This window comes from Ensifer sp. GW821-FHT05G01 (assembly GCF_059419585.1).
The window spans coordinates 131,482-150,690 of sequence record NZ_JBWKSC010000013.1 but is presented as its reverse complement, the minus strand read 5'-3'; the positions used below and the strand labels follow the sequence as shown (position 1 = coordinate 150,690).

13 protein-coding genes are annotated in these 19,209 nt (G+C 60.9%); 4 read left to right on the top strand and 9 right to left on the bottom strand.

All coding sequences use genetic code 11. The features are described from left to right. Window positions 1-13: 13 nt before the first annotated feature. The 9 genes from AC07UR_RS27015 to AC07UR_RS26975 form a co-directional block, all read right to left on the bottom strand. Window positions 14-1,327, bottom strand: a complete 1,314-nt coding sequence (locus tag AC07UR_RS27015) for a glycosyltransferase family 4 protein (protein ID WP_209789852.1) — start codon at window positions 1,325-1,327, stop codon at window positions 14-16. Then, window positions 1,324-3,567, bottom strand: coding sequence for a hypothetical protein (locus AC07UR_RS27010; protein ID WP_494700212.1), 2,244 nt, complete (start codon window positions 3,565-3,567; stop codon window positions 1,324-1,326). The genes AC07UR_RS27015 and AC07UR_RS27010 overlap by 4 nt, the downstream gene beginning before the upstream one ends. Further along, complete coding sequence (locus AC07UR_RS27005; RefSeq protein ID WP_209789850.1) at window positions 3,567-4,295, bottom strand: hypothetical protein; 729 nt, start codon at window positions 4,293-4,295, stop codon at window positions 3,567-3,569. The genes AC07UR_RS27010 and AC07UR_RS27005 overlap by 1 nt, the downstream gene beginning before the upstream one ends. A 9-nt stretch (window positions 4,296-4,304) precedes the next feature. Further along, complete coding sequence (locus tag AC07UR_RS27000) at window positions 4,305-5,558, bottom strand: glycosyltransferase family 4 protein (RefSeq protein ID WP_209789849.1); 1,254 nt, start codon at window positions 5,556-5,558, stop codon at window positions 4,305-4,307. Further along, on the bottom strand, window positions 5,555-6,394 hold the full coding sequence (locus tag AC07UR_RS26995) for a class I SAM-dependent methyltransferase (RefSeq protein WP_209789848.1): 840 nt from the start codon (window positions 6,392-6,394) through the stop codon (window positions 5,555-5,557). The genes AC07UR_RS27000 and AC07UR_RS26995 overlap by 4 nt, the downstream gene beginning before the upstream one ends. Next, a complete protein-coding gene (locus tag AC07UR_RS26990) occupies window positions 6,391-8,646 on the bottom strand; it encodes a glycosyltransferase family 2 protein (RefSeq protein ID WP_234941754.1) in 2,256 nt (751 codons plus the stop codon). The genes AC07UR_RS26995 and AC07UR_RS26990 overlap by 4 nt, the downstream gene beginning before the upstream one ends. A gap of 61 nt (window positions 8,647-8,707) precedes the next feature. Then, complete coding sequence (locus AC07UR_RS26985; protein WP_173422070.1) at window positions 8,708-9,367, bottom strand: calcium-binding protein; 660 nt, start codon at window positions 9,365-9,367, stop codon at window positions 8,708-8,710. Window positions 9,368-9,633: 266 nt separating this feature from the next. Next, window positions 9,634-11,034 carry an HlyD family type I secretion periplasmic adaptor subunit gene (locus AC07UR_RS26980; RefSeq protein WP_209789846.1) on the bottom strand — a complete coding sequence of 467 codons (1,401 nt, stop codon included), beginning with the start codon at window positions 11,032-11,034 and terminating at the stop codon, window positions 9,634-9,636. Beyond that, complete coding sequence (locus tag AC07UR_RS26975; protein ID WP_209789845.1) at window positions 11,031-12,803, bottom strand: type I secretion system permease/ATPase; 1,773 nt, start codon at window positions 12,801-12,803, stop codon at window positions 11,031-11,033. The genes AC07UR_RS26980 and AC07UR_RS26975 overlap by 4 nt, the downstream gene beginning before the upstream one ends. 193 nt (window positions 12,804-12,996) lie before the next feature. On the opposite strand from AC07UR_RS26975, the gene AC07UR_RS26970 reads away from it, so the two are divergent. From AC07UR_RS26970 to AC07UR_RS26955, 4 genes are all read left to right on the top strand, one after another. Further along, window positions 12,997-13,569, top strand: a complete 573-nt coding sequence (locus AC07UR_RS26970; RefSeq protein ID WP_173422073.1) for a MarR family transcriptional regulator — start codon at window positions 12,997-12,999, stop codon at window positions 13,567-13,569. A gap of 48 nt (window positions 13,570-13,617) precedes the next feature. Then, window positions 13,618-14,844, top strand: coding sequence for a glycosyltransferase family 4 protein (locus tag AC07UR_RS26965; protein WP_209789844.1), 1,227 nt, complete (start codon window positions 13,618-13,620; stop codon window positions 14,842-14,844). Between the two features lie 193 nt (window positions 14,845-15,037). Further along, the gene (locus tag AC07UR_RS26960; protein WP_209789843.1) at window positions 15,038-16,519 is read left to right on the top strand and encodes a DUF6212 domain-containing protein; all 1,482 of its coding nucleotides are present in this window, start codon (window positions 15,038-15,040) and stop codon (window positions 16,517-16,519) included. Continuing rightward, window positions 16,509-19,184 carry a glycosyltransferase gene (locus AC07UR_RS26955; protein ID WP_209789842.1) on the top strand — a complete coding sequence of 892 codons (2,676 nt, stop codon included), beginning with the start codon at window positions 16,509-16,511 and terminating at the stop codon, window positions 19,182-19,184. The genes AC07UR_RS26960 and AC07UR_RS26955 overlap by 11 nt, the downstream gene beginning before the upstream one ends. The last annotated feature ends 25 nt before the right edge of the window (window positions 19,185-19,209 follow it).

Below are 19,209 nucleotides of genomic sequence, written 5' to 3'. Positions count from 1 at the left end.
GTCACTGGAATTGTCATGAGACGCGCATCTCGACGCGATGTGCGGCACTGTTTCTTTCGCTGAGCAGGCTGCGATAGACGTCAAGGTGTTCTCGCGCACATTCCTCGGCGCTGAAGGGCGACCGCATTGTGCTGCGCAAACGGTCCCAAACCGTGTCGTCGTTCAGGACTTCGACCATCCGATCCGCAAGGTGCTGGCCGTTGCCGGCGCGAAAATGCAGGCCATCGGAGCCGTCGCGGACTTTTTCGGCCATGCCGCCAATGTCCGAGCAGATGATCGGGCGGCGGTGCAGCAGCGCTTCCTGGATGACGACCGGCGAATTCTCCCACCAGATCGACGGAAAGATCACCCAATCCACGGAGCGCATGAGCTTTGGCAGATCCGCATTCTGGTAGCTGCCGTAGAAGCGGACGCGGCGACCGGCGCGCTCGATCAGCGTCTTCATCCGCTCCTGGAATTCGACCGGCTGGCGCTCGAGATTGGCACCGAAGATCATCAGATAGGCGTCGTCACCCCATATTTCGCCCGGCACTCGGCCGACGGCATCGATCAGCACATCGACGCCCTTGAACGGCGTCATCTGACCGAAGAACGCGAAGCGATTGCGACGCGCGTCGGTTCGGGGAACGTCGCGAGCGGGGGCCGCCTCCTTGCCCATGATCCCATTTTCGATGATCCGAATGCGTTGCCGGTCGATACCCCACTCGGCATAGCGCTTGGCGAGAAAGGTACTTGGCGAAACGAATGCATCGACCATGTCGAGGAGCATGGTGCGCACCAGCGCTTCGCGCCTGAGAAACCTTGATGCCGGAATATCCGGAAAACAACTGTTGCAGGCCGCGGGCGAAGCCTGCTCGCAGAGCTGGCCAGTCGGTCGCTTCACCATCTGACCATGGTTGTGGCAAATCGGCACGAATTCGTGAAGCGTGAGAAGCACTGCGGCGTCCGGCAGAGCCGACCGTACCGCATAGAGCGCTTCCAGACCGAACCCCAGAACGTGATGGAAATGAACCACATCCGGTTTGACGTCCCGCACGAACCGCAGGAGATCGCGTTCGATCGCCTCGACGTCCTCATTCGCCAGGTGGAAATGGTCATAGGCGTCCGTGTGGAACAACACCTCTTCCTGCGGCAGTCGTGCACTCATGAGCGCCGATGACGCGTGGCGTTGAAGTGGAGGGGAAGCCGCCGCGAGATATACGGATTCGACATCTTCCATCACGTTCAGGCTGCGATGCAGGTTGTGCGACGCGACCTCCGCTCCGCCGAGCGAGAACGAGGGATGCGCGTGCGAAATCACCAGGACGCGAAGCTTTGGCCCCTTCATGCAGAAATCCTGTCAAAGAGTTGGTGGCTCTCGCGGCCGTTGCGCCACCGCGACTTAAGTATTTCCGCATCGATGCGTTCGGCGAGCACCGCAAGCTTGCCGTTCTGCTCTCCCGACAGCGGTTCGTCGCAGCCGAGCATCTGGATCGACGGCAGCAGCCAGGAGGCAATGCCTGCCTTGTTAATCCTCAGGCCGATCTCGCGGGCCTTCTGTTTTGAGCCGAGATAAACGCCGCAATCGCGCATCACGTCCTTCAGGACCGCACGCGGCATGATGCAGCATTCAAGCGACGCGACGTCGACCCGCGTCAATTGCAGTGCCGCAATCGCCATCAGTGGATAACCGGCATAACGATCGAGCAGCATTTGATCGCCACCCTCGGAAAGCCAGCTTCCGGCCCATTTCACCGAATGATCATCATAGGCGAGCATTGGCGAGATCACGCTTCCAAAGTGGTCCGATCCCGCCGCCGTCAATGCGCCGTACCAGCCCTTGGCCGCCGGCACGAGTGACCCGGACATCGTTATGATCGTCTCGCTTGAAACCTCTTCTGCCCCAACCGACAGGAGATCGAAGCGATCCAGCGCACCGGCGGCACAGACGATGCGGACCGAAAGCCCGTAAAACCGTACCAGCTGTCGCAACCGGGCGAGATCCCTTTGGAAGGCGGACTTGCTGACGGCGATTACGAGTGGAGCGCAACGCGTCTGCGGATCGAGCGCGAACAACGCAAGCAACGGACCGACTTCCGGCATGCCGACGGTAGAGCCGACGATTATTGGGACGCCGGATTTCTCGTCGAACACCCCGACGTCGGCAATCGCTTCCATGCGCGGCGCGGCACAGGCGGCGTTGGAAAGCAGCGGAACGATCTGGTGATCGACGATCGCCGGCAGCGCCCAGTTGGCCGCATCGAACAGAGACAACTGCTGGAGTGCGGCTGTTCGGGCGGGCATCCGCTTCGGCATCAGGGGCAGAAAGGCGCGGCGCCCTTCTCGCAAGGTGAGCTCTAGAAATGGCGCTGCGTCGAGTTTGCCACCAGGCAGTCTGGCATGGGCGACGAACCCGTGAGCCTGATCGTCGCTGTCGAGCGACGCCCGGAACGCGGGTTGATCGGCAAAGCTTTGCGAAACGTCGATCCGATCGAGCCGCGTCCACATGTCGTCGAGCCTGGCCTCCGTGCTGGGCCGGCGGAGCTTGACTGCAGTCACGTGGTGTTCCGGGTCGAGCATCCAGCCGGAAATCAGCATGTCGCCGTCATCGGTCTCGAAAACCCGATCAACATCCATGCGAACCGGGAACGGGAGGCTAGATACCGTGTCCTTGCCGGTAAAGCCGTTTGCCGCCGACCGCAAGCGCAGCATGGCTTCCGGCGTGGCCCGGGCATCGAGCAGAACGGAACGGATATGGTCCGGGGTGTCGAGAGCCGCGCTGACCTGTAAGCGGGAATGGGCCGGTGTCAGGTGCCAACCGCCACCAGCGTTGTATATGATGCCCTTGAGCGTGTCTGCGCGCACCCTTCCGCCCGTCTCCAGAACGGCGATGAAGCCCAGTTCGCCCTCCTGTATGTCAGGCCGGGCAAAACTGGCGACGAAGCAATCGGCAACGGTCACTGCGCCGGCAAGAAGATAGGCTTGGAAACGTCCGGGAACGAACGCGCGGCTCCAGCCCATGATGACGATGACGCCGTCATGGGTCTCGCCAACCAGTTCGATGAAGCCGTCCGATGGCTGCTGCGCCCTTATCAGCGAAAGTCCGGCAGAAATCCTGCTGCGGTTCGATGGCTGTGCCATGAGCTGATCGGCGAGGCGACCGATGACCGCGGCGGTCTCTGCTGCAGCCGTCTGCGCAACAAGGGTTGCCACCTCGTCAATCGAGATTTGTTTTGGGGCTACGATGAAACGCTCACGCGTGCGGCCGTCGTCAACGTCGATCATCGAGATTGGCACGTCGGTTTGCGACAGCGTCAGAAGCGCCGCGAAGCCGTGTGTTGCCGAAGGCGACGGCGCCGACAGGGCCCAGTTTGTCACAAAGGCGTCGTCCTGCGAGGATGTTGCGCCATCAGCCTTGACCGAAACCGCCTGACCCCTCGGGCCGCCGCTGCCAAGGACCAGCACGGTTTCCTGATCAATCCGACAGGAAATGGCTCGACCCTTCCCGAAGCGCGGAGCCTTGGCCGCAGTCGGGCCAGCGGTGGCACCATAGACTTTTTCGTCGATTGCCGTTGCCTGTCGCATCATCATCTGGCCAGCAAAGTCAGCAGTGCGCCGGCGGCAAATCCCACGAGAACGAAGAGGAGCATCACAAGCGGTTTGGTGTCACCGCCCGCCCGCTTCTGCAGGCCCGTAAGTGTCTTCTCCATGCCCGCCACAACGCCATCCATCCGCAGCAGGTGCACGTCCAGATCATCAAGCCGCCGGATCATCTCGGTACGAAAGCCATCGATGCCACCGTTCGGATCGTCCGTGCCGTCAGCCGGCGCCGCATCCGCACCGACAGACGGAATGCGCTGCAGTGAACGTTGAGAAACCTGCAGCTGCCGCTGGGCGGCCATCAGCACGTCCAGCTTGTCGAGCACACGGGTCAAAGGTGCGGCGATCAGGGCTTCTGCTGCTTGCTCATCCGGTTGCGGCACGCGCAGAGGCTGGCCCGCCCCGTCGCCCGTGATCGCCATGACGACCAGATCGCGGCTGCGCTTTTGCACCGCCTCCGGCAGAGCGATCTCGAAAGCGTGCTTGCCGTCACCGATCCCGTTTCGCCTGAGATCCGGGCGATTGCGGTCGGCAATTGCTTCGGCGACTGGTGCGCCATCGAGAAGGACGCGCACCTTGAGCCTTTGCCCCGGGGCAACAGGGTCGAACGCCCAGCCAAACAGGCGTCCGCCATCGATGGCATCAACCCGACCGTTGACGGGTTTGGCGCCATCGCTCTCAGGGGGCGTATCGAGTTTTTCTGGGACTTCAGCCATGGATCCTCTTTATGCGGCCTGAACCTGCTGGAGATTGAAAAGAGCGAGGTAACGCGAAGCGGTCGTGTCGATGTCGTCAGGCCGAATGGCTCTGCCCGACAGCTGACGGAGTAGCGTCGGCTTTTCGATGATCTGCCGCATGGCAGCCGCGAGCTGGCGCGGATCGTCGGGAGCAACAGTCAGGCCGTTGACGCCGTTCTTCACAAGCTCGGCCATTCCGCCGATATTGCTTGCGATCACCGGTCGGCCTTGTGCCTGGGCTTCCTGGATCACCAGCGGCGCATTCTCCCACCAGATTGACGGTACGACGGTGCAGTCGACGGCACCGATAAGGGCAGCGACATCCTCCCGCCGGTAGGGTCCGCGTCGCTGCACCTGAGGTGCCGTTTCGGAAAACAGACGCTCTATGTCGGCGATGAATTCAGGGGCCTGAAACGGAGCGCCGCCATGAACGCGGAGCTCGAAGTCGACGCCATCAACGATCAGCTGGCGCGCCGCTTCCAACAGCACTTTGGTGCCCTTCCAGGGGTTGAGGTTGCCAAAGTAGCCGAAGGTGGGGCGGCCGCCCTTGAGTTTGTCCTTGCTGGTCTCGAATGCTCGCGCCGGCAGTCCGTTGGTGATGACCGCGATACGGCTTTCGGCAATTCCCCATTCGACATATCGCCGCTTCAGGAACTCGCTTGGTGCGACAAAAGTATCAATCGTGCTCAGAAGCGCCTTGAGGTGTTGTTCGCGCAGGGCAAAACGATCGGGCTTGATGTCCTTGAAACAGGCGTGGCAGCGGTCCGGGCTCGAGGCATGGCAGAGTTCGCGCTTGTCGGTGCGCACCATCAGTCCGTCGTGATGGCAGATGGGGTAATAGTCATGCAGCGTCATGACGATCTTGCACGCCGGCAGCGTCCTGCGCACGATATGCGGAAACTCGGCGCCCATCAGCAGGATGTGGTGGAGATGCACCACATCCGGTTGGAACTCGCGCAGCAATTCGGTGAGGTCAGGCACGAAACCGTAGAGATCGATCTGACTCATGAAGAAGCGATCGAAATGGCCGGCCCAAAGCAGGATTTCGTCGCCTGTCGGCCCGATAGCCTGGAAGCTCGTGCCCGGCCTTGCCTCGCGGTGAACCTGGTTAACCGCACCCAGGAACAGCGCCTCGTGTCCTGCCCGTTGATAGGCGCGGAAGAGATCATGCGCGAAGACCTCCGTGCCGCCCGGATGAAGCGCCGGATGATTGTGAGCCACCACGAGAATACGCTTGCTCATGTGTGGCTCCGTCGACGCTCGCCCACGAGAATGTCCTGATAGTGGGTGCCGCCCGGTGCACGCCAGTGGCCCAAGGATTTGAGCACGACCGAGAGGCCGGTGCGACCAAGTGCGTCCTCCAGAAATCCGTCGTCGAAGCCGACCGCTGCCAGCGGCGGTTGATCCGGCACGAACCAGCAAGGCCCCTGGCCGGCGCGCGCGAACGCAAGGCGCGGATCGCGTCGGCCCGTGGCATTCTGTCTGGCGGCGTCGTCGACGATGAAGGCCGTCATGAACAAGCGGCCGCCCAATGCAAGCACCCGGAAGATTTCAGCGAGATAGGCCATGACCTCGTCTGCCGGCAGGTGTGTGACGACCGATGTCATGATGATGAAATCGAACTGTCCGTCGGCAAACGGCAGTTTCAGCTCACGTCCTCTAATCTTCCCAGAGGGGTTGTAGAGTTCATGGGCGATGTCGAGGCGTTGGAAGGCGAAGTTCGGGTAGGCCGGCGTCACTGTCGACCTGCACCAGCGGATACCACCCTCCACGGGGTCGAGGCCTTCATAGCGCCCGCTGTCGCCATCGAGATATTGGGTGAGCGGCACGGCCATGCGGCCGATGCCGCAGCCGATGTCGAGGACGCGATGATGGGGGCGTAAGCCGCCCGTTCGGACAAAATGTCCGAGAAACTCGGCGCCGATTGCCCGGAAATCGCCGTCGCCAACGAAAATGCTGTTGGCGTCCGGCTGCGGAAGGAACCGGTTGCGCGAAACGCTGTCAATCAGCCAGGACAGATGCACATCGTCAAAGCCCGACGGTGTACCGACTTCGTCGCGCGGGAGGGCATCGATCATGCATTTGTCCATTCAAGTGTGCTGTCATCGGAGGATGCGGGCTCGGGATTACTCGGCGGACGCTCATCACGCGCCATCAGCGCGGCGATGTCGTCGTCCCAGCGCTGAGTGTGGAGCCACGAGTTGTACTGGCTCGCGACCCCGCGCATGTAGTCTTGGCTGCGCCGGATCGATTGGCGCTCGAAGTGATAGAGGCACGCAGCCGGTTCGTAGCCGATCTCGAAGCCGGCCCGACGGATCTTCAAGCAGAGATCGCTATCCTCGTAATCGCCGATGATATAGTCCTCGGTGAAGCCGCCGACGCTGTCGTAGATGTCCCTCGACGTGACGAGGCAGGCACCCGTAACGCCCGGAACGGTTCGAGCCAGTTGTGCCGGCAGGTAGTTGCTGGGCATGCCCTTGTGAAAGTGGTGGTTCAGCCAGATCCCGCGCTGGTCGCGGCCGAAGTAGAGGCCCGCATGCTGCAGCGACCTGTCTTCGAAGATCAGCCTGGGGCCGACGGCGCCGAGTGCCCCGCTCATGACCGGCTCTATCAGGGTCTGCACCCAGCCCGGTTCGCAAGGAACGACATCCGAGTTGAGCATGACAAGCAGTGAGCCGCGCGCCATGCGTGCGCCGGTGTTGCAGGCCCGCGCGTAACCGCCGTTCCGGTTCATCACCACGAGCCGCATGGGAAAGCCATGCAGCAGGTGCAGCCCGCCGAGCAAATGCTCGGTTTCGTCCTGGATCTCCGGGGAATCGAGCACGAAGACGAGCTCGGCATTTGCCATCAACCAGGGATCGGTGGCCATGCCGGACAGCTGAAAGCGCAGAAAATCGAGGACCTTGTAGAGCGGGATGACGATAGAAACGAGCGGTGCCTGTTGCGCCAGGCCATAATCTCTCGTCCGCTTCACCTCGACCGTCTTGCCGAGACGCTGCTCCACTTCCCGGAGCGTCGGCGCGAGGATGGTGCGGAAGGCATCGTCGATCGCATGTTGCGGCGGGACCGCGCGAAGGATCTGGTTTCGCTGCAGCACCGGTTCGAAGGGCTGCGGCGGCGGGATGAGGGACTTCACCGCCCCTGACGCGAACCGCATCTGAAAGCGCGGTTGCAGCAGAGGGCCGAGCGGCTGATCAAGGGGGAGGCGGGCGACGAAGCCGGTCACATCAGTTTTCGACTTGTCGGCCTGCGTCTGTGCCCATCCGGGGAATTCGTAGATGTTGCCGTCGAGCGGCACGGCTTTCCCGTCCGCCTGCAGATAGTCGATACCGGCGAGCATGGAGGAGGGATCGTGATACCAGCCGCCGACGAGCAGGCTGTCGGAAAGTGCGAGTGCCAGATCGACCTGCCCGGATGGCTGTTGTGCTGCTCTCTGAACGTGACGTTCTTTGAGGGGCGCGCGAATCTGCAGGTCGATCGCGGTGGCCGGTCCGCCGTTCGGCCAGGTAGCGAGGTGCTGAACGAGCAATTCGCGCAGTTCGACCGCGTCGCGATTGTCTGCCCACCAACGCGTCAGGCTCGGACATTGCGCTTCACGCTCCGAAAGCTGCCTGATGGCGGCACCGTTCTTGCTGAGCAGCACGAGCTGAAAAGGGGGGCTGAGGCTCGGCATCTCGGCGATGAAGTGGCAGGTCTGCCAGGCTCCCCGCATGCGGCGCCGGACGATGGCCTTGGGTCGCAACTGGCTGACACTTGCCGAGCCGACGACGTAGATTGAAAGCTTGTCGTCAAACTCCGCATTGATCGTCGTTTCGATCAGGTACCGTCCACGGCCAAGTTCGCAGGTTATGCGCGCCGGCCGAGGCAATGGTGCCAACGCATTGAGAGCGTCCTCGATGATCAGGCAGAAATAGGGATCTCCGGCAATTTTGAATGCGCTTCGCCAGGTCGTCAGCAAGACGTTGAGAAATCTGATGCGCGCATCCGGCGCGAGCTCCAGAAACAGCTGCTCCATGTCGAGGGGAGGTAGGTTGCTTGCCGGTTCGATGCTGACAGGAACCACGTTACCGTCGCGTTCGGTGGCAATGACGGCTGGCATCGACACCCTTGTCGTGCGCATCGCCCATAGCGTCCGCTGCTGTCCGTCGGCGAGTGCGAGTGTCACGCTGACGAGCGGCACGGGCGGTTTTGCCATCGTCAGCGCCGGCCGTGTCGAGGTCGGTGATACCGGCGGCAGATCCCAGATCACAACCGCCAGGTCCGATCCCAGGCGGAACGTCTTTGCGCCCCGGTAATCGGCACTCGGCTGTTTGATGTCGCTGAACGGCAAATTCGATCCCTCTTGGAGTGCGCGCCCTGCGGGAGGAATGCAGGGCACGCGTTGTCCACGCTTAGTGAACCGTGAAATAGTTCTCGGGATTTGCGTGAATGTCGTCGATGTCGACATTGACCAGGGTCAGTGAATCGCCATGGCCGAGATCGATGATGACATTGCCGCCGACCTGGGTGATGCGCGAAGCGAGGTCGTCAGGGGAGGTGATGTCGAGACCGTTGATGCCCTTCGAGATCTGCAGCAGATCTTCCCCGGGTGTGAAGTCGAGGATGACGTCGTTGCCGCCGCCGCCGTCGAAGACGAAGATGTCGTTGCCGGCTCCACCGACCAGGAGATCGTCACCAGCACCGCCGTTGAGGACGTCGTTACCATCACCGCCGAACAGCGTGTCGCTGCCTTTGCCGCCGGACAGGAAGTCGTTGCCCTGGCCGCCGAGCAGAATGTCGCTGCCGTTACCGCCGAACAGGAGATCGTCGCCCCATCCGCCGGTCAGGATGTCGTTGCCGTTCTCGCCATAGAGAACGTCGTCGCCTTCGCCGCCAAACAACGAATCGTTGCCGTTGCCGCCGAATAGCTGGTCGTCACCTTCGTCACCGAAAATGATGTCATGTCCGTTGCCGCCGCTCACGAAATCATCACCCGCTCGGGCGTGGATGAAATCGTTGAAGCGAGAGCCGAACAGCGCGTCATCGTATGCGCCGCCTTCTAGTGTGGCCATCTGCCTCTCCTCTTGGTGGATAAATCGCACGTCCATCGACCGGGTCGATGTTGATGCGCCGGGAGTGTGCATCGGCATAAAGTATATTTCAACAGAGATTCTGTGGCAGAAACGTGAAATCTTCGCATTGTTATTGTCACTATTTATGGGTATTTGTCATCAGAACTATTATATACTTAGTTTGCGCAAATTATATCCGCGTTCTTGCGGTAAATTGCTTCAAAAATTGTAGTAATTTACTGCGTCTTGCGACCATTCAGGCTTGGTCAATCTTCCCTGAAGGCGCGATTGAAGCTCTCTGTCAGCGGAGACACGAGGTAGTCGATGGCACGGCGCGCCTTGTGCACGATCAGCACCTCGGCCGGCATGCCGGGATAAAGTCGGACATCGGGATCTGCGGCAAGGGACGTCGCATCGATCTTGGCGCGTGCGGTGAAGTAGGAGACGCCCGACTTTTCGTCGACCGACTGGTCCGCAGCGACATAGGTCACCTCGCCATTGAAGGGCAGGCGCGAACGCTGATTGTAGGCTGTCAGCCTGATCTGCGTCGGCGAGCCCACCGATATGCTGTCGATATCGCGCGGGTTCACCCGCAATTCGACGACCAGCGGCTCGTCTTCGGGCACGATTTCCAGGAGCGGCTGCCCGGGCGTAACGGCGCTTCCGGGGGTGCGCAGCCAGATATTGCTGACCACGCCCGCTTGCGGCGAGCGAATCTCCATGCGCCGAAGCACATCCTTTGCAGCAATGATCTGTTCTTCGACGTCCGTCAGGTCGATGCGCGCCGTCGTGATCTCTCCGGCAATCGTCGATTGAAACTCGCTTTCGATACCGATCAGGGCAAGCTGGGCGCCAGCCTTTGCTTTCTCCGCCCGCGCCTTGTCGCCCGCCAGTTCGCCGCGTGTTCGGGCAAGCTCGCTCAGGCGGGTATCGACCTCTATGAGCTTGGCGCGCTGCACGAAGCCCTTCTCGACCAGCGTGGCGATCGCCGTGCGCTGCTCAGTGATGAGGGCGATCTGACGATCGGTCGCCTCCACCTGCGTGAACAGCGATTTTGTCTGCTCGCCATATTCCTCGATCGTTTTCGTCTGCACGTCGACACGTCCGGACTTGGCCTCGTGCCGTTTGTCGAAGAAGACATTCTCCGCCTTGATCGCTTCATCGACGGCGACCCCGCCTGCCTCGCCGAAGTTCTCCGGGAAGGTGATCGCTGCCGCACCGTCCTGTTCTGCCTTGAGCCTGGCGAGCCTTGCGATCAGGCCGATGCGACGGCTGTTGAGCGCGTTCAGGTTGGAGCGTGCCCGGGTGTCTTCCAGAAGGATGAGCGGCTGCCCCACAGTCACCTGTTCGCCCTCCTGAACCATCAGGCGACCCATGACGCCGCCCTCGAAATGACTGATCGTCTTGCGTTTGGAGTCGACGATGACGCTGCCGTTGGCAACCGTCGCGCTACTGAGTTCCGTCGATACCGCCCAGGTGAAGAAGCCGCCGAAGGATAGGAAGATCGTTGCAAACCCAGCGACCATCAGGCGGCGAAGACCGCGATCGGCGTTGATGTCATCGACCTCGGCAGGCGTCGGCGCCGGCCGGGCGGTTAGTCTTACCGGGGAACGGGCATCGAGCTCGGAATGCTGAGGCCGGAGCGGAAGCGTGTTTTTGTCGGTCATGCGGAAGCAACCTCGCGCAAGGTTTCGCCAGGCCCTGGCACAGCGGTCAAAATGTCGGTTCGTGGCCCGAACTGACTGATACGGCCATTCTCAAGGACGAGAAGCTTGTCGGCGACCTGCATGATCGATGGCCGGTGGGCGATCATGATGACGATGGCGCCCTGGTCGCGCATCCGCTGGATCGCCCGCACGAGCGCGCGCTCACCGAGCGAATCGAGGTTTGCATTCGGCTCGTCGAGAACAACGAGACGCGGGCGATTGTAGAGGCAGCGCGCCAGCGCAATGCGCTGTCTCTGACCGCCCGAAAGTGTCAGATGACCGTCGCCGACAGGTGTGTCGTAGCCGAGGGGCAGGCGGCCGATCATCTCGTGGACTTCAGCAAGCCGCGCCGCTTCGATGACCTTGTGAGGATCGCCGTCTTCCATCCTTGCGATGTTTTCGCGGATCGTTCCCTCTAGCAGAGACACCGATTGCGGGAGATAACCGACCTTTTCGCCGAAAGACCCGCGCTCCCAGAGATAGGTGTTGTGGCCATCGAGAAAGACCCCGCCCGACGTTGGCTTCAAGATGCCGACCAGCAGCCGGGCAAGCGTCGACTTTCCGGCCGCCGACGGGCCGACCACGCCGAGCACCTCACCGGGGGAAAGCGAGAAGGAGACGCCCTTGATGATCGGCACCTCGACGCCCGGGACGGCATAGACGAGTTTATCCACAATCATCTCGCCGGCCGAATGTGGCGTCGGCGTCGTCTGGCGGATCGCCATCTCTTCGCCGATCGCCGCCTCGATCCGCCGCCAGCCGGCAACGGCGAGCACCCATTGGCGCCAGTTTTCGATGATCGTGTCGAAGGGGATGAGCAGTCGACCAACGAGGATGCTCGAAGCCATCATCGCGCCGGGGGTGATGGCCTGGTCAAGCACTAATAGCGCACCTGTTGCAAGCGTGATGACCTGAATCGAGTAGCGCAGGCTGCGCGTCATCGACGTCATCGCCTTGCTTCTGCTTCCGCCGGCTTCGAGCGCACCCAAGGCGTGGATTTGAAGGGTGCGCCAGCGCCTGGCAAGTGCGGGCAGCATGCCCATCGCCTCGATCGCCTCGGCATGCCTCAGCGAGCCCGCAATTTTGGAAACCGCTTCGACATTCGCCTGGTTGGCTTCCTTGGTCAGTTGGCGCGTTAGTATGTCGTTAACCAGCCCGCAACAAATGAGCACCACCACTGACACAACCCCCACGAGCCCGAACAGTGGATGGAGCAGGAATAGCGCACCCAGAAAGATCGGCGACCAGGCGGCGTCGAGCGGAGCGACCACCGCCGACGAGGTGAGGAAACCACGCAATTCCGACAGGTCGCGAAGGGATTGCGCCGCGCGCGAAAGCCCTTGATTCACGGAGGCTTGGACCGCCGATGCCAGAACCGGGGCATTCAGCCTTCGCACAATGGCACTGCCCATGGCCTGGAAAGCAAGGGACCGGATCAAATCGAGGAGGCCATAGACGACCAATGCGCTGATTGCGAGCAGCGTCAGCATCGTAAGCGTATCGAAGCTCTGACTGTTGAGAACCCTGTCATGAATCTGCAGCATGAACAGCGGTATCGTCAGCTGAAGCAGGCTTATGCAGACACTCAGCAATGCGGCGTAAAGTGACACGGAAAGAAACACACGCTTGGCTTGCAATATTAGCAATCTTGGATTGATAATTTCGTCCTGGCGCATAACCCCTAAAATTTGACCGTTGCTTATCGTCTCGTTCCGAACAGTATCACGCATGGGCGGTTGCCTGAGGTTAACGTTAAAGCCATCCGTGGAGGACGTGTGGCTTTAAATCGAGGTGAAGCATAGTATTGCTTCGCCATGTGTGGCACGAAAGTAAGAGGTAATGCAAGTTTAAGGTCACAGGGAGGGGGTCGTTGTAGTTCGGTTTACTTCAAGATTTGAAGTAAATTTTGAAATGGAGAGTTGGATGAATGAAAGAGTACTCTATCCGTCCACGGGGATCAAAGATGTGTCGTTGCTCCAGCAGGAGGACCAGGCGTCGGCGGCGGTAGGAGCCCAAGATCAAGCGGACGCCGCGAGCGATTGCCGACAGCTGACCTATTTCGAGCTTGCGCGCCTGATGGAGAGGGTGAGCAGGCGATTTTCCGGCTTGGTTCGCGCCGAACTGACCAAGCTGCGCGTCGACGATATCGGTCCGGCGCAGGCGATGGTCCTGCTGGCGATTGGCGATGCCGAGCTATCGGTCGCCGAGTTGCTCGATCGCGGGCACTATGTCGGCTCGAATGTCTCCTACTACCTGAAACAACTGGCCGATGGCGACTACATCGATCGGGTGGCGTCGCAGCGCGACAAGCGTTCGGCGCGCATCAAGTTGACGGAAAAGGGCCGCCTGCTTCGGGCGAACTTGCGCGACGCGGCTATGGCCTATGAGCGGGCACTCAATCGCGGTCACCAGGATCGGCAGAACCTGGAGACCGCCTTCCAGACGCTGCATCAACTCGAACTCGTCTGGGGCAGCGCGTCACGGTACGACATGTGAGCGGCCGGAACCCAATAAGCACGTCATTCAGGTAGCGGATTAGATAGCATGCATGTGGCATTTGTTCATCGGCGCGGCTTTGGCCAGTTCGCCGCGTTGGCGGCTGACCTGGTTCGGTCGGGCAACAACGTCAGCCTGATCACCGAAACCGTTGATCAGAAAATCCCATCCGTGCGCGTCATTCGCCACCGGGCGGAGGCAGGCCCAAGGGCCTCCGCAGCAATCGCGCGACACCTGGCGGTGCCGGATCATCACACCCGGATCGGACACCGGGTCGCCGAAACGCTCGACGCGATGACACGGCAGGATATGAAGCCCGATATCGTTGTCGGTCACATCGGGTGGGGCAGCATGATGTTCGTCAAGGATGCGCTCCCTCACGTTCCGGCCCTTGGATATTGCGAGTTCTTCTATCGGTCGCAGGGCGCAGACATCGGCTTTGCGGCCGGCGATGAGCCTGATCTCGATGAGCGCAAGAGATTGCGGCTGCGCAACGTCGCACAGTTGTTGTCGCTGGAATCGATGGATGGCGGCATCAGCCCGACCGAATGGCAAAAGAGCCTTTATCCCGCCGATACGCGTGAGCGCATTGCCGTCTGCCACGAGGGTATCGATACGGCGCTGTTTCGTCCCAATCCTGGCGCGTCGGTCAGGCTTCCGGACGGCCGCGTGCTCAAGGCCAACGATCCGCCCGTCGTCACCTTTGTTGCGCGCGATCTGGAGCCCTACCGTGGCTTTCCCCAGGCGCTGCAGGCTGCCGCTCAAATTGTGCGCAAACGCCCCGACGCGATTTTCGTCTTTGTCGGAGGGGAGGGCACCAGCTACGGACCTCCTCCTCCTGGCGGAGGCTCATGGAAATCCCACCTACTCGCCACCCTCGACGTGCCGGCGGACAACATCATCTTTCCGGGCGTTGTCCCGCATCACATCCTTCGCCAGCTTTTCCAGGTCTCGGCGGCACATGTCTACATGACCTATCCCTTCGTGCTTTCATGGTCTGTGCTGGAGGCCATGGCCTGCGGCGCCTTGATCATCGGCTCCGACACGCCGCCGGTTCGCGAAGTGATCCGTACGGGTCACAACGGTATCCTTGTGCCCTTCTTCGATGCCGACGCACTGGCCGAGGCAGTGCTTGGTGCGCTGAACAATCCAGAGGCCTCCATCAGCATGCGGGCGGCCGCGCGAAGAACCGTCGAGCGGCGCTTCCGGCTGGAAGACTGCCTGCTGCGCCAGCGAGAGCTGATGGCGGCAATGGCAGGTCGTCCGGTGGCGTAGCAGCGATACCGACCAATACTTCAAATATTGAAGTATATGTGAAGTTTATTGTTGCGATCGTCATGTACTTTATCGTTGTGCATCGCAAAATTCACTGCTACGTAAACAGTGTGATGAATGGTTTCGATAGTATATCTGTCGCCCATTTTGGAACTCCACCGATATGCGTTATCGTTTCTTCTGAGGGCGTTGCGTGCAAGAAGTAAGACAATCCGCCTTAGGGCCCCGACTCGGTTTGAAAAAGCTGCTGCTGGCATCGGATCGCGATCGGGCGATCCTGCAGAGCAGCAATGTCGCCCATCTCGTGGATTACCTGGCACCTGACGACGGCACCTTCGACATGTTGAAGGATAGTTTTCCGATCGCTGCGGTCGCATTCTCCGACAAGGGCGAGACGGATCTGAAGAAGGGGCTGGCACGTCTCTCTGCCTTGCGCACAGTTCCGGAGCTGGCGGTCTTGCGCCTTGACCCCGCCAATGTGGCGGAGAGCTCTGCGCTTCTGCGCGCGCTTGCCGAAGACGGTATCGGACGGCTGGCCCGATACACGTCTTCGATCACATCTGAGCTCGCAATGCTCCGGCGCGAGCGTGAAGAACTTTTTGAGAACTATCGTCTCTTGGAAGACGCCTTCCATGCCCGGAGCTGGGAGCCGGTGGCCGAAGTCTTCGCGCATGATCCCTTTGCCGATCCGAAAGATGAGGGCGTCGGACAGCTGTTGAGCAGCGCATTCATCGAGCAGCTTCTCCCCGTCTCGAGCCTCGGCGTCGCCGGCTTTGCCTTGCACTTTCATTCATTGCCGAAGGGCACCGGTGAGCTGATCGTCGGCTTGAGTTATCTGGAAAGTGGAGAAGGCATTGCGGAGTGGAACGTTCCCTATGTCGGCCTGGCCACTGGCTGGAACTTCTTTTCGCTGCCGCGTGCCTGTGGCGGCGCGGCGCGGACCCTTCGTCTGCGGGTATCCGCCAGCGGATCGGACGCACTTGGTCTTTCGCTTGGGCACCATATCGCCAGCGAGCGATACTCGGCGCGCTCGGAACACCCGCATCCTGACCTCGACCTGCGCCCGCTTGCGTTCAGGGTGTTCACGGGTTTGCCTGGGGTCAAGCCTGCCAGCACTGCGAACATGATTGCCCCGACCAGCTTGCTGGAAGGGCAGTTCACTATCGATTACAGGCTTGGGCTTGAGAAGCTAAGCCAAATTGCAGACGTTTCCGTCACTCAAATTGTCCCAGACTTCCAGACTATCCGGTTTCTCGACCACGAACACGCGATCGTCTGTCATCCCCTGGCAAGCGGCATTTCGGCCGGCGCGATCAATCGTGCCATTGAGCCCGGCACGGTCTCGTTGTCGGCAAGCGCCATTATCGATCACCCCAAAGGTGCGCCGGCAGCCGTCAGCTTTCTCTTGAGCCCGGCCAGTTCGAACGCGCGTGCGGAGGTCGCCGAACTCGCCCGCAAGGGCACGGTAAAACCCTCGACCCTGTTCAGTGGTTGGCGAGAGGTCGGTGCGCAGCAATCGATCAGCATCAGCATGCAGATGGACGAGCCGATCCGTGTTCCGATGGATCTGATCATCCTCAGCCGGGCAGCGGGTGATAGCGTCGATTTTTGCTGGCTCAAGGTATCGAGCTTCCGACTGGTCAAGCAATCGACGGAGGCCCTGGATGTCCGGTAACCCGGAGGCTGATCTTATCGCGATCGCGATGCCGCTCTACGGCCATGCGGCGCTTGTCATGGAAGCCATCGAATCCGCACTGGCGTCCGACCTTAGCACATCCCAGCTTGCGATCGTGGTTTCGGTCGATGGCGACCCGTGCCACGAGACATTCGACCAACTGTTGCTCTACGCTGCGGTCCACCCGTTCATTCACGTGATATTCGGCCGCAATGCGGGGCCGGGTGGCGCCCGCAATCGCGCCATCGACTTCATTGTCGAGCACCTGCCCGAGGCTCGGGCGGTGTATTTCCTCGACGCCGACAATCGTGTTCTGCCGCGCACGATCGAAACACTCTACCAAAAGCTCAACGATACTGCCTGTGGCTGGGTCTATACCAACATAGATACGTTTTCCGTGTCCTGGCGTGCGCATTATGGCAATCAATATTCGCGGCTGGCGCATTGCATCACAGACAATATTTGCGACACGGGATCGCTGATTTCCATCGACGTTTTCCGCTCAGGCGTGCGCTTCAGCGACGACCGGCAGAACGGCTTTGAAGATTGGGAATTCTGGTTGTCCTGCATTGAGAACGGCTTCGTCGGGGTGCCCTGCCACGACACCGTCTTTGAATATCGCTTGCGCGCCGAAAGCCGGTTCAAGGAAGCCAACCGGGAACGCGCCACATCGGTCAGCTACCTCAGAAAACGCCACAAGGCTCTCTACAGACGGCCAATGCTCGTGGATTTCGAGCATGAGGACGCTCCGCGCTACCTCTTCGCCCGCACCGAAAATGCCTCGATCTCGCTGTTTACCGATCCGACCAAGTCGCCGACCGTGCTTCGTCTTGATGATATCATCCCGGCGTTCTGGGCGAATGTCGGCGAACCGGACAACGGGCATTTCCCACCCTTTCTCGTGGCAGGCAGCGGTTCGGCCTTCGACCTCCTGCTGCGCTCACGCATGCTTCCGAACATACTCGCCCACCTGGAGCGGTTGAGCGAAAATACCAACGCATTGTTCGTTCAGCTTGCCAATGATGGCGCGAAGCGCGGGATCGAGGTGGTTGCTCTGCCTGCGGGATCTCAGAATATCGGTTCGGCGGATCTCGTTTTCGTTCCGACGCCGCTCGTCAGGGACGTGATCCTGAACAATGCGGTGGAGTGGTTCGCATCGATCGGCAACCAGCAGGTCTGGCCGACGGTGACGTTGCTCAAGGTTCGCTTTCCTTTCCCCAGGAGCCTGCCGCGCCGATCGCTGATCACGCCGCAGCAGATGATGGTCAATTGCATCAACGCGATTGCTTCAAGCCCCTTGCGTCACACGTCGGGCAAGCGTTGGACGTGGCGGCCTTCGCGGTTGGTGCCCTATGGCGAGCTCTATAGGGAACTGCGCAGAGAAGTCGGTGGCTCGCCCGTCCTGCCGCTCGGACACAGCGCCGGCAAGCGGACCGTTGCACTTTTGGTGCCGAACGCCTCCTTCGGCGGCGCCGAGAAGGTCGTTTATGCCGTTGCGCGAGAACTGAAGCGAACGGGTTTCGAGACGCATCTGTTCGTACTCGGCAGCGCGAAGATGGATGTCATCGACGAGTTCGATCAGAGCTTTGATCACATCCACTTCTGGGATCTCGGCATTCCCGCATGGGGTGGGTCGGGCTCCTTCCTCGGCCAGGACTTCATCGCCGAAGAGCATGGGGTCGACTGGCAAGCATTGAAGGGCCAGCTTTCGGGCTTCGACCTGGTGATCAACAACCATGTCATGGCCGTCCACCCCCTCATCGCACGGTTGCGCTCCGAGGGGACGCGCACCGCATGTTATCTTCACGTCGTCGACAACACCGCGTTCAAGCGTCCCGCAGGCCAGCCCTTTGCCGCTATTGCGCACGAACATTGCTATGACGCATTCCTGACCTGCTCGGAGCAGCTGAAGACTTACCTGCACAGTTTCGGCGTGCCGCACGCAAAGGTCTTCGCCGTCGCAAACAGCGCGGGCTTTTCGGTACCACCAAAAGTTCAAACCGAAGTCTTCTCAACCCGCAGACAGCCGCGCGGCGACGCGCAGCTGCGCGTCCTCTATCTGGGTCGGCTCGACCGGCAGAAGGGCATCGATCGGCTAGCCGCGATGCTGTCAGAGCTGAGGGCAAGGAACGTTCCTTTCGAGGCGCGCGCCATCGGCGGAGAAATTCTCGCCGATTCCAGTGTCTCCTGGACTGAACGGTTGAAGGATCTTTCCGTTGACGTCCGTCCGCCGGCCTTTGCCAGCAAGGAACTCATCAAGGCGATGTCCTGGGCGGATGTGCTCGTCATGCCCTCGCGCTGGGAAGGGGCTCCGCTCGTCATCGCCGAAGCGCAGCAGCTCGGATGTGTTCCGATCGCCACGTCCGTTGGCGCCGTCGACGAACTGATCGTCGATGGCGAAGACGGTGTGCTGATCCATGCATCAGCCGACCCCGAAGTCGTCAGGTCGATGGCCGACGTTATCGAAAAGGTTGCTCGCAACCCGGACCAACTGGCTCCGCTGATCGAGGGCTGCATCAAGACTGCATCCCGTCGCTCGTGGACCTCCTCGTTTTCACAGTTTCTCGCGTGGTGCGACACCTGGGTCGACAACTCGTCCCAGGCAAGAGCTGCCGTCTTTCCCTCGGACCCGGCGGTTGACGCCGGCATCCGGGCGGCCAGCTGAGCCCACGCCTTCTTTTAAGCAGAAA